The following is a 9,036-nucleotide window of genomic DNA, read 5'->3' on the forward strand; positions in this document are numbered from 1 at the left end:
ATCGCCATCGGCAGGTGCGAGATACCACCGGCGCCGCCCGACCCATAGGCCAGTGGCGTAGGCGACTTGCGCGCGAGTTCGATGAACTCCTTGATGTCATTGGCGGGCAGCGACGTCGGCACTGCAACGGCATGCGCGTGCTCATGAGCGCGGGTGCTCGCCCGCGAGCCGGCGCAGCAGCGCCGCAAAGTGCTGCGCGGGCAGGTTGTCTTCCTCGGCGCGCAGCACCAGCGTGAGCGGCGCGTCGAGCTGCCCGCCGTCGGCGAGCCGCGCATAGGCGATGGCATGCGCATGCACGCCGCCCATCGAGGCCGGCACCACCGAGAGGCCGACCCCCGCCGCCACGAGGTTCAGGTTGGTCATCATGCGATCGACTTCAGCCACCACGCGCGGGCGCAGGCCCTTGGCGTGGCACAGCGCGAGCAGCTCGGCATAGAGGCCGGGCGCGCCGGGGCGCCGCACCAGGATGATGCCTTCCTCGCACAGCCTGGCGAGCGGCAGCGCGCGCGAGGCCTTGCTGCGCGCGAGGGCAAGCCGATGGTCGATGGGCATGGCCACCAGCACCGGCTCGCGCAGCAGCGTTTCGAACACCAGGCCTTCAGGCCGCGCCACGGGCACGCGCAGCAGGCCGCAGTGCAGGCGGCCGGCGGCCAGCGCCTCGGTGAGCTCGGCGGCGTTGTCCTCGCGCAGCTGCAGCTCCACGTCCGGATGCGCGCGGCGGAAGGCGCGCAGGGCCTCGGGCATGAAGCGGTGCGCCGCGGCCGAGCTCGTGAAGCCCACCGCCAGCGTGCCGGCCTGCCCCTTGGCCACGCGCGCCATGCGCTGCTTCATGGCTTCCATGTCCTGCAGCATGCGCAGCGCCTCGGCCTGGAACAGCCGCCCCGCATCGGTGAGCGCCACGCCGCGCGGATGGCGCCTGAACAGCAGCACGCCGAGCTCGCGCTCCAGCGCCTTGATCTGCAGGCTCAGCGGCGGCTGCTGGATGCCCAGCTGCTCGGCGGCGCGCGTCATGTGGCCGGTGCCGGCCACGGCCGTGAAGTAGCGCAGCGCTCGGATGTCCATATGTTTTTTGTATTGAAAGTGCCTTGTTATTTTATTTGACCCCAGGTCACCCGTGCACCTATCGTCCGGCCGCCTGTTCAAAAAAGCGGTCCTCCGAGGCCGCATGCCGGAGACAAGTCCATGCGCACACCGCGCCCCTCATCGATGATTCGCAACGCCCTGCACCGCTGCCGCCCACTCGGCGCCGCGATCGGCATGTCCCTGCTCATGGCCGCGTGCGGCGGTGGCGGTGGGGGAGGAAGCGGCGGCCTCTTCTTCCCGCCGCCGCCCGCAGCCACCAGCCCGCCCGACGCCGATCCGCCGGACAACCCGCCGCCCGCGCCCGTGGTGCCGGTGCTCTCGTGCGCGGAGCTGGCCGGCAAGAGCCTGGACGCCTCGGCGATCGGCCTGCCCACGCAGGGCGCCACCGTCACCAGCGCCACACCGGTGGCCGCGGGCGACGCCGGCAACCTGATGGGCGACTACTGCCGCGTGCGCGGCACCATCCAGCCCGTCGACCCTGCCTCCCAGGCGATCAACTTCGCGCTCAACCTGCCCGAGAAGTGGAACCGGAAGACCATCCACTTCGGCGGCGGCGGTTTCGACGGCGTGCTCATAGACGGCACCGAGACCATCCGCTTCGGCCCGGCCGGCAAGCCCGCGCCGCTCGCGCTCGGCTATGCCACCTACGGCGATGATTCGGGCCACCAGGCGAGCAGCATCACCGACGGCCGCTTCGCGGCGAACGACGAGCAACTGGCCAACTACGGCGGCCTGTCGCTCAAGAAGACCCGCGACGTGGCGCAGGCGCTGGTGCTCGCGCACTACGGCGTGAAGCCGAAGAAGGCCTACTTCCTCGGCACCTCCACCGGCGGGCGCGATGCGCTCGGCTACGTGCAGCGCTGGCCGCTCGACTACGACGGCATCATCGCCAACGAGCCCGCGCTCAACTACACGGGCACGCGGCTGTCGAACGTGGCGGTGGGGCGCGCGCTCTATGGCAACGGCGGTGCCGGCTGGATGAACGTGGCCAAGACGCTGCTGGTGCAGAAGGCCGCGATGCAGGCCTGCGACAAGCTCGACGGCGCGGCCGACAACATCGTGAGCAACGTGGAAAGCTGCCGCCAGCTCAATGCGCCCATCCTTGCATCGCTGCGCTGCAGCGGCGGGCTGGACACCGGCGACACCTGCCTGTCGGACGCGCAGATCGCCACCGTGCGCACCATCGAGTCGCCGCTCGAACTCACCCGCTACGCGCTCGCCAACGGCGTGCGCCGCGCGGGCGGCTACAACCTGCTCGAGGGTGCGCTCGTGGCCGGGCCGTACACCACGCGCGACCTCGGCACGCGCAAGGTGCCGGCCAATCCGGCCACCTCGGCCGATGCCAACATGTACGTCACGGGCGACCAGTGGGTGAAGTACTTCGTCACGCGCATCGAGGGCTTCGACACGCTCGGCTTCGATCCGCTGGACCCGGCCGGCTACACGGCGCGCGTCGTGGAGGTGTCGAAGCTCACCGATGCCACCAATCCGGACCTCGCACCCTTCTTCGCGCACGGCGGGCGCATCATCATGCTGCATGGCCTGGCCGACGAAGTGATCAGCCCCAACTCCACCATCGACTACTACCGGCAGCTCGTCGCCACGCTGGGACAGGCCGCGGTGGACGAGAGCGTGCGCTTCTACACCGTGCCCGGCATGGGCCATGGCACGGGAGTGTTCATTCCCAACTGGGATTCGCTCGCGGCGCTCGAAGCCTGGGTGGAGGAGGGCCTGGCGCCCGCCACCGGCGTGGCGGTGGACGCCGTGGCCGGCACCTATGGCCGCACGCGCCCGCTGTGCCGCTTTCCGTCGTGGCCCAGGTACCGCGGCAGCGGCAGCCTCGACGCGGCGGTCAACTACAGCTGCGTGACCGAGGTGGGCGATCCGCTGGCCTGCCCGAACCTGCCCGCGGCCGCCACGACCTACAAGGGTGGCAACGGCTTCGGCGAAGAGCTCAGCGTGCTGGTCGACCCCGCCACCATGGCTTACACCGTGACCATCGACGCCAGCCTGCAGCGCGCCGCCGGCACGCAGCGCAGCGGCACGCTGGTGGCGCAGGGCCAGTGCAGCTACGCCAGTGCGGAGAGCGGCGCGGTCTTCAGCTTCTCGCCGGGTGGCGTGCTGCTCGGCGGCGTGAACGCGCCGGCCGGCGGCGGCTTCACGCCGCTGCTGGCTTTCCAGGCCACCTTCGAGAACGCGGCCACGCCCACGGTGTTCAACCCGGTGGCGAACATCTTCAATGCGGTGGGCGTGCAGCAGGGCAGCGGCGCCGCGGTGGCGCATGCCTCGTCGGCGCGGCTGCGCAACGCGGGCACCTTCCAGTACTGCCGCGACGCGGCCAGCGGCAGCTTCATGGCCTACGACCCCAGCTGCACGCAGACCGAGAAGGGCTACATCAGCTACAACGCTGCACGCAACGCCTTCGACCTGCGCACCACCTCGCCGACGGGCGGCGCCACCACCACGGGCGGCACGCTCACCGGCTCGATGGTGATCGGCCTGGTCAACGGCAGCGCGGTGCCGCTGCACCTGGTGCGCGAATCCGCCGCCAGCACCGGGCTGCGGCTGCTGGCGCCGCAGCAGAGCCTGCTGGCGGGCGCGGCCGACGGCAGCTACGCCATGGCCAGCGTACAAGGCGAAAGCCGCGAGGCCACGGTGGCAGGCAGCGCCTTCAACCTGGGCGGCGCCGCCGCGGTGCTGAGCTACGACACGCCGGTGCCCGGGGTGGTGCAGGCCGACGCGGGCCGGCCCGGCAATTTCATCTTCACCCACGGCGTTCTCGGCTTCGTCTCCGCATCGGGAACGGCCGCGGCGCTGGAACTCGGAGCACGGCATTGATGAACGACAGCAAACCGCTTCTTCGCAACTTCGCTTTCGCGCTGCTCGGCACCCTCGCCGCGCTGGCGGCCGAGGCCGCCGCCTGGGGCCCCAAACCCACGGCCTGCCCGGCGCCGGTGACCGCGCAAACGCGCTGCTACACCGGCGCCGATGGCGCCGGCGCGCTCTACTGGATCGCCATACCGCAGGCATGGAACCGCGTGCTCGTGATGCATGCCCATGGCGGCCCCGAGACCGGCCCGCCCCGGCTCGAGCGCAGCGAGGAAGACCTCAAGCGCTGGGCCGTCACCGTGAAGGCCGGCTACGCCTGGGCCGGCTCCACCTACCGCCGCGGCGGCTACGGCGTGACCATGGCCGCCGAGGACACCGAGCGCCTGCGCCGCATCTTCGTGCAGCGCTTCGGTCCGCCGCGCCGCACGCTGCTGCATGGCCAGAGCTATGGCGCGGGCGTGGCCGCGAAGGCCGCCGAACTCTACGCACCGGCCGGCGATGCCAAGAGCCCATACGACGGCCTGCTGCTCACCAGCGGCGTGCTCGGCGGCGGCAACAGCGCCTACGACTTCCGGCTCGACCTGCGCGTGGTCTACCAGTACGTGTGCCGCAACCACCCGAAGCCCGACGAGCCGCAATACCCGCTGTGGCAGGGCCTGCCGATGGATTCGAAGCTCACGCGCGCCGAGCTGGCCGCGCGCGTCCGGGAATGCACCGGCGTCGGCCTGCCCGCGGCGCAGCGCACGCCCGAGCAGGCCGCGCGGCTCAAGACCATCCTGTCGGTCGTGAAGATCCAGGAGCGCTCGCTGGTGGGCCACCTGAACTGGGCCACCTGGCTGTTCCAGGACCTGGTGCAGCAGCGCCTGGGCGGAAGCAACCCGTTCGGCAACATCGGCGTGGCCTACCAGGGCTCGTCCGACGATGCGGCGCTGAATGCCGGCGTGGCGCGCTATGCGGCCGACCCGCAGGCCAAGGGCGCGCTCGCCGCCGACAGCCAGCCTTCAGGCCGCACCGCGCTGCCCACCGTGGCCCTGCATGCCATCGATGACCCCACGGCTTTCGTCGAGCTCGAAGACGCCTACCGGCGCATCCGCGATGCTGCCGGCACGGGCGGCATGCTGGTGCAGAGCTTCAGCGCCGAGCGCGAGCACAGCTACCTGAGCGATTCGGAATACCCGGCGCTCTTCGAAGCCTTGATGGACTGGATCGACAAGGGCGAGAAGCCCACGCCCGCGAGCCTGGCGCAGCGCTGCGCGGCGCTGATGCCGCGCTACGACACCGACGGCAAGAACGGCTGCCACATCAAGCCCGAGTGGCAGGCACCGGCGCTCGAAACCCGCGTGCCTGCGCGGGCACCCTGATTTTTTATCGACTCGATGGAGACCCCATGAAGAAACTGTTCGCCCTTGCGGCAATCGTCCTGGCCGCCGGCGCGCATGCGCAGGACTTTCCCGCGGGCAAGCCCGTGACCATCGTCGTGCCCTTTGCCGCGGGCGGCCCGACCGACCGCGTGGCGCGCGACCTGGCCGAGGCATTGCGCAAGCCCCTGGGCGGCGCCAGCGTGATCATCGACAACGTGCCCGGTGCCGGCAGCTCCATCGGTGCGGCCAAGGTGGCGCGCGCCGCGCCCGACGGCTACACGCTGCTCTTGAACCACATCGCCATGGCCACCGTGCCCACGCTGGTGCGCAACCTGCCGTTCAAGGTCGAGAGCGACTTCGAATACCTCGGCATCGTCAACGACGTGCCGATGACGCTGATCGCCAAGCCGAGCCTTCCGGCCGGCAACTACGCGGAGCTTGCCGGCTGGATTGCCGCCAACAAGGGCCGGATCAACATCGGCAACGCGGGCATCGGCTCGGCCTCGCACCTGTGCGGGCTGCTCTTCCAGAGCGCGACCAAGACCGAGATGACGCCCGTGCCCTACAAGGGCACGGCACCGGCCATCACCGACCTGATCGGCGGGCAGATCGACCTGCTGTGCGACCAGACCACCAACACCTCCCCGCAGATCGAGGCGAAGAAGGTCAAGGCCTATGCGGTCACCACGCCCAGGCGCCTCGCGATGCCGCTGCTGAAGGACCTGCCCACGCTCGACGAGGCCGGGCTGAAGAACTTCCAGGTCACCATCTGGCATGGCCTGTACGCGCCCAAGGGAACGCCGGCGCCGGTGCTGAAGAAGCTCAACGATGCACTGAAGGTGGCGTTGAAGGACCCTGACTTCATCAAGCGCGAAGAAGGCCTGGGTGCCGTGGTGGCCGCCGATGGCCGCATCGAGCCCGAGGGCCACAGGAAGTTCGTGGCGGCCGAGATCGCCAAGTGGAGCCCCATCATCAAGGCCGCGGGCGTCTACGCGGACTGACGAAGACGCGATGCGCGCGCGGCCTCAGTGGTCGTGGTGCAGGTAGCTTGCCTGCCGCGGCAGCCGCAGGCTCACGAGGAAGGCGATCACCATCATCGCGGTCACATACCAGAAGAAGGCCGACTCGTGGCCCAGCGACTTGAGCCCCAGCGCCACGTATTCGGCCGAGCCGCCGAAGATCGCGTTGGCCACGGCGTAGGCCAGGCCCACGCCCAGCGCGCGCACCTCGGGCGGAAACATCTCGGCCTTCACGATGCCGCTGATCGAGGTGTAGAAGCTCACGATGGCCAGCGCCGCGATGATCAGCGCAAAGGCCGCCACCGCGTTGGTGGTGTGCTGCAGCGCCGTGAGGATCGGCACCGTGGCCAGCGCGCCGAGCCCGCCGAACAGCAGCATGTTGTTGCGCCGCCCGATGCGGTCCGACAGCGCGCCGAACAACGGCTGCATGCACATGTAGAGGAAGAGCGCGCCGGTCATCACGTAGCTGGCGGTCTTGATCGGCAGGTGCACCGTGTTCACCAGGTACTTCTGCATGTAGGTGGTGAAGGTGTAGAAGATCAGCGAACCGCCGGCCGTGAAGCCCAGCACCGTCAGGAAGGCCGGCATGTGGTGCTTGAAGAGTCCGGTCATCGTGCCGGCCTCCTTGTTGGCCTTGGCCTCGGCGCTTTGCGTTTCGTGCAGCGTGCGCCGCAGCAGCAGCGCCACCACGGCGGCCACGGCGCCGATGACGAACGGGATGCGCCAGCCCCAGGCCTTGAGCTCGGCTTCGGTGAGCAGCTGCTCGAGCACCACGATCACCAGCACCGCCAGCAGCTGCCCGCCGATGAGCGTGACGTACTGGAACGACGAGTAGAAGCCGCGCTGCCCGCGCAGCGCGACCTCGCTCATGTAGGTGGCGGTGGTGCCGTATTCGCCGCCCACCGACAGGCCCTGGAACAGCCGGCAGACCAGCAGCAGGAAAGGCGCCCAGGCGCCGATCTGCGCATAGGTGGGCAGGAAGGCAATCACCAGCGAGCCGCCGCACATCATCGAGACCGAGATCAGCAGCGAGGTCTTGCGCCCGACCTTGTCGGCGATGCGCCCGAACAGCCAGCCGCCGATCGGCCGCATCAGGAAGCCCGCCGCGAACACGCCGGCCGTGTTCAGGAGCTGCACCGTCGGGTCCGACTTGGGAAAGAAGGATGACGCGAAATACAGCGCCGAGAAGGCATACACGTAGAAGTCGAACCACTCGACCAGGTTGCCCGAGGAGGCGGCCATGATCGAGAAGACGCGGTGGCGTTTTTCTTCTGCGGTGTAGTGGGGCGGTGGGGGAGGCGATGCGGGGGCCGATGAGCTCCCGGAAATGGAAGTGGCTGCGCTCATGATGCGTTGTGCCGCCCGTGCAGGCGATGTTGTTGGAAGCAACATTTTCTGCACGCACGCATTTGCGCGCTGTCAGCCAGCGCCGCAAGCCTGCCGCCCGAAGGGGCTAGAAGGTCCCCGGCAGCAGGATGCCCGAATCCACGTTCTCGATATTCGTGCGCCCGCAAAAGGCCATGGTGATGTCGAGTTCCTTGTGGATGATCTGCAGCGCGCGCGTCACGCCGGCCTGGCCGTAGGCGCCCAGGCCGTAGAGAAAGCTGCGGCCGATCAGCGTGCCGCGGGCGCCGAGCGCGCGGGCCTTGAGCACGTCCTGCCCGCTGCGGATGCCGCCGTCCATCCACACCTCGATCTCGCGGCCCACGGCATCGACGATGGCCGGCAGCGCCGCGATGGAAGAGGGCGCGCCGTCGAGCTGGCGGCCGCCGTGGTTGGAGACGATGAGCGCGTCGGCGCCGCTCGCGACGGCCAGGCGCGCGTCTTCGGCGTCCATGATGCCCTTGAGGATCAGCTTGCCGCCCCAGCGCTTCTTGATCCATTCCACGTCGGCCCAGCTGAGCGCCGGGTCGAACTGCTCGGCGGTCCAGGACGACAGCGACGACAGGTCCTTCACGCCCTTGGCGTGGCCCGCGATGTTGCCGAAGGTGCGGCGTTTGGTGCCGAGCATGCCCAGGCACCAGTGCGGCTTGGTCGCCAGGTTGATCATGTTGGCGATGGTCGGCTTGGGCGGCGTCGACAGGCCATTCTTGATGTCCTTGTGGCGCTGGCCGAGGATCTGCAGGTCGAGCGTGAGCTGCAGCGCCGACACGTTCGCGGCGCGGGCGCGCTCGATCAGGCGCTCGATGAAGTCGCGGTCCTTCATCACGTAGAGCTGGAACCAGAACGGATGCCGCCCGGTGTGCTCGGCAATGTCCTCGAGCGAGCAGATGCTCATGGTCGAGAGCGTGAACGGAATGCCGAAGGCCTTGGCCGCGCGAGCGCCCAGGATCTCGCCGTCGGCGTGCTGCATGCCGGTGAGGCCGGTGGGCGCAATGGCCACCGGCATGGCAACCTCCTGCCCGATCATGGTGGAGCGCGTGGAGCGGCCTTCCATGTTCACGGCCACGCGCTGGCGCAGCTTGATTTTCTGGAAGTCGCTCTCGTTGGCGCGGTAGGTGCTTTCGGTCCACGCGCCGGAATCGGCGTAGTCGTAGAACATCTTCGGCACACGCCGCTTGGCGATCACCCGCAGGTCTTCGATGCAGGTGATCTTGGAAAGGTCGGGCACGAGGCGGTCTCCTTATATCTTTCGAATAGTTCAAACTTCATTGCTCGAGGTGCTGCAAAGCACGTCGATCAGTGAACGGGTTGACTCGCCACCGCGCAGCCTGGGTCTCCTGCGAGCCCGAGCTCGACCTACA

The 9,036-nt window shown here is 69.2% G+C and carries 6 protein-coding genes; 3 read left to right on the plus strand and 3 right to left on the minus strand.

Annotation, left to right across the window (positions count from 1 at the left end; translation table 11 throughout):
* Positions 1–141: 141 nt before the first annotated feature.
* Complete coding sequence (locus IB278_RS33300; protein ID WP_145741316.1) at positions 142–1,062, minus strand: LysR substrate-binding domain-containing protein; 921 nt, start codon at positions 1,060–1,062, stop codon at positions 142–144.
* A gap of 120 nt (positions 1,063–1,182) precedes the next feature.
* Here IB278_RS33300 and IB278_RS33305 point away from each other — a divergent pair, with 120 nt between their 5' ends.
* The 3 genes from IB278_RS33305 to IB278_RS33315 are packed head-to-tail and all read left to right on the plus strand — an operon-like array spanning position 1,183 to position 6,274.
* Positions 1,183–3,921, plus strand: coding sequence for a tannase/feruloyl esterase family alpha/beta hydrolase (locus IB278_RS33305; RefSeq protein WP_192328716.1), 2,739 nt, complete (start codon positions 1,183–1,185; stop codon positions 3,919–3,921).
* Positions 3,921–5,273, plus strand: a complete 1,353-nt coding sequence (locus tag IB278_RS33310) for a hypothetical protein (protein WP_192328719.1) — start codon at positions 3,921–3,923, stop codon at positions 5,271–5,273. Before IB278_RS33305 ends, IB278_RS33310 begins: the two co-directional genes overlap by 1 nt.
* 26 nt (positions 5,274–5,299) lie before the next feature.
* Positions 5,300–6,274 (plus strand): tripartite tricarboxylate transporter substrate-binding protein, encoded by a 975-nt coding sequence (locus IB278_RS33315; RefSeq protein WP_192328722.1) that lies wholly within the window; start codon positions 5,300–5,302, stop codon positions 6,272–6,274.
* 24 nt (positions 6,275–6,298) lie between these two features.
* Here IB278_RS33315 and IB278_RS33320 read toward each other — a convergent pair whose 3' ends face one another.
* Together IB278_RS33320 and IB278_RS33325 are read right to left on the minus strand one after the other, a co-directional pair.
* Complete coding sequence (locus IB278_RS33320; RefSeq protein ID WP_145741323.1) at positions 6,299–7,639, minus strand: MFS family transporter; 1,341 nt, start codon at positions 7,637–7,639, stop codon at positions 6,299–6,301.
* Positions 7,640–7,745: 106 nt separating this feature from the next.
* A complete protein-coding gene (locus IB278_RS33325) occupies positions 7,746–8,903 on the minus strand; it encodes an alpha-hydroxy acid oxidase (protein WP_192328725.1) in 1,158 nt (385 codons plus the stop codon).
* Between the last annotated feature and the right edge of the window lie 133 nt (positions 8,904–9,036).

Source organism: Variovorax sp. VRV01 (genome assembly GCF_014852545.1).
GTDB classification, from domain to species: Bacteria; Pseudomonadota; Gammaproteobacteria; order Burkholderiales; family Burkholderiaceae_C; genus Variovorax; species Variovorax beijingensis_A.

Excerpts from the sequence above, each read along its gene's own strand:
- IB278_RS33300 (WP_145741316.1), bottom strand. The coding sequence starts at position 1,062 with ATGGACATCCGAGCGCTGCGCTACTTCACGGCCGTGGCCGGCACCGGC.
- IB278_RS33305 (WP_192328716.1), top strand. The coding sequence starts at position 1,183 with ATGCGCACACCGCGCCCCTCATCGATGATTCGCAACGCCCTGCACCGC.
- IB278_RS33310 (WP_192328719.1), top strand. The coding sequence starts at position 3,921 with ATGAACGACAGCAAACCGCTTCTTCGCAACTTCGCTTTCGCGCTGCTC.
- IB278_RS33315 (WP_192328722.1), top strand. The coding sequence starts at position 5,300 with ATGAAGAAACTGTTCGCCCTTGCGGCAATCGTCCTGGCCGCCGGCGCG.
- IB278_RS33320 (WP_145741323.1), bottom strand. The coding sequence starts at position 7,639 with ATGAGCGCAGCCACTTCCATTTCCGGGAGCTCATCGGCCCCCGCATCG.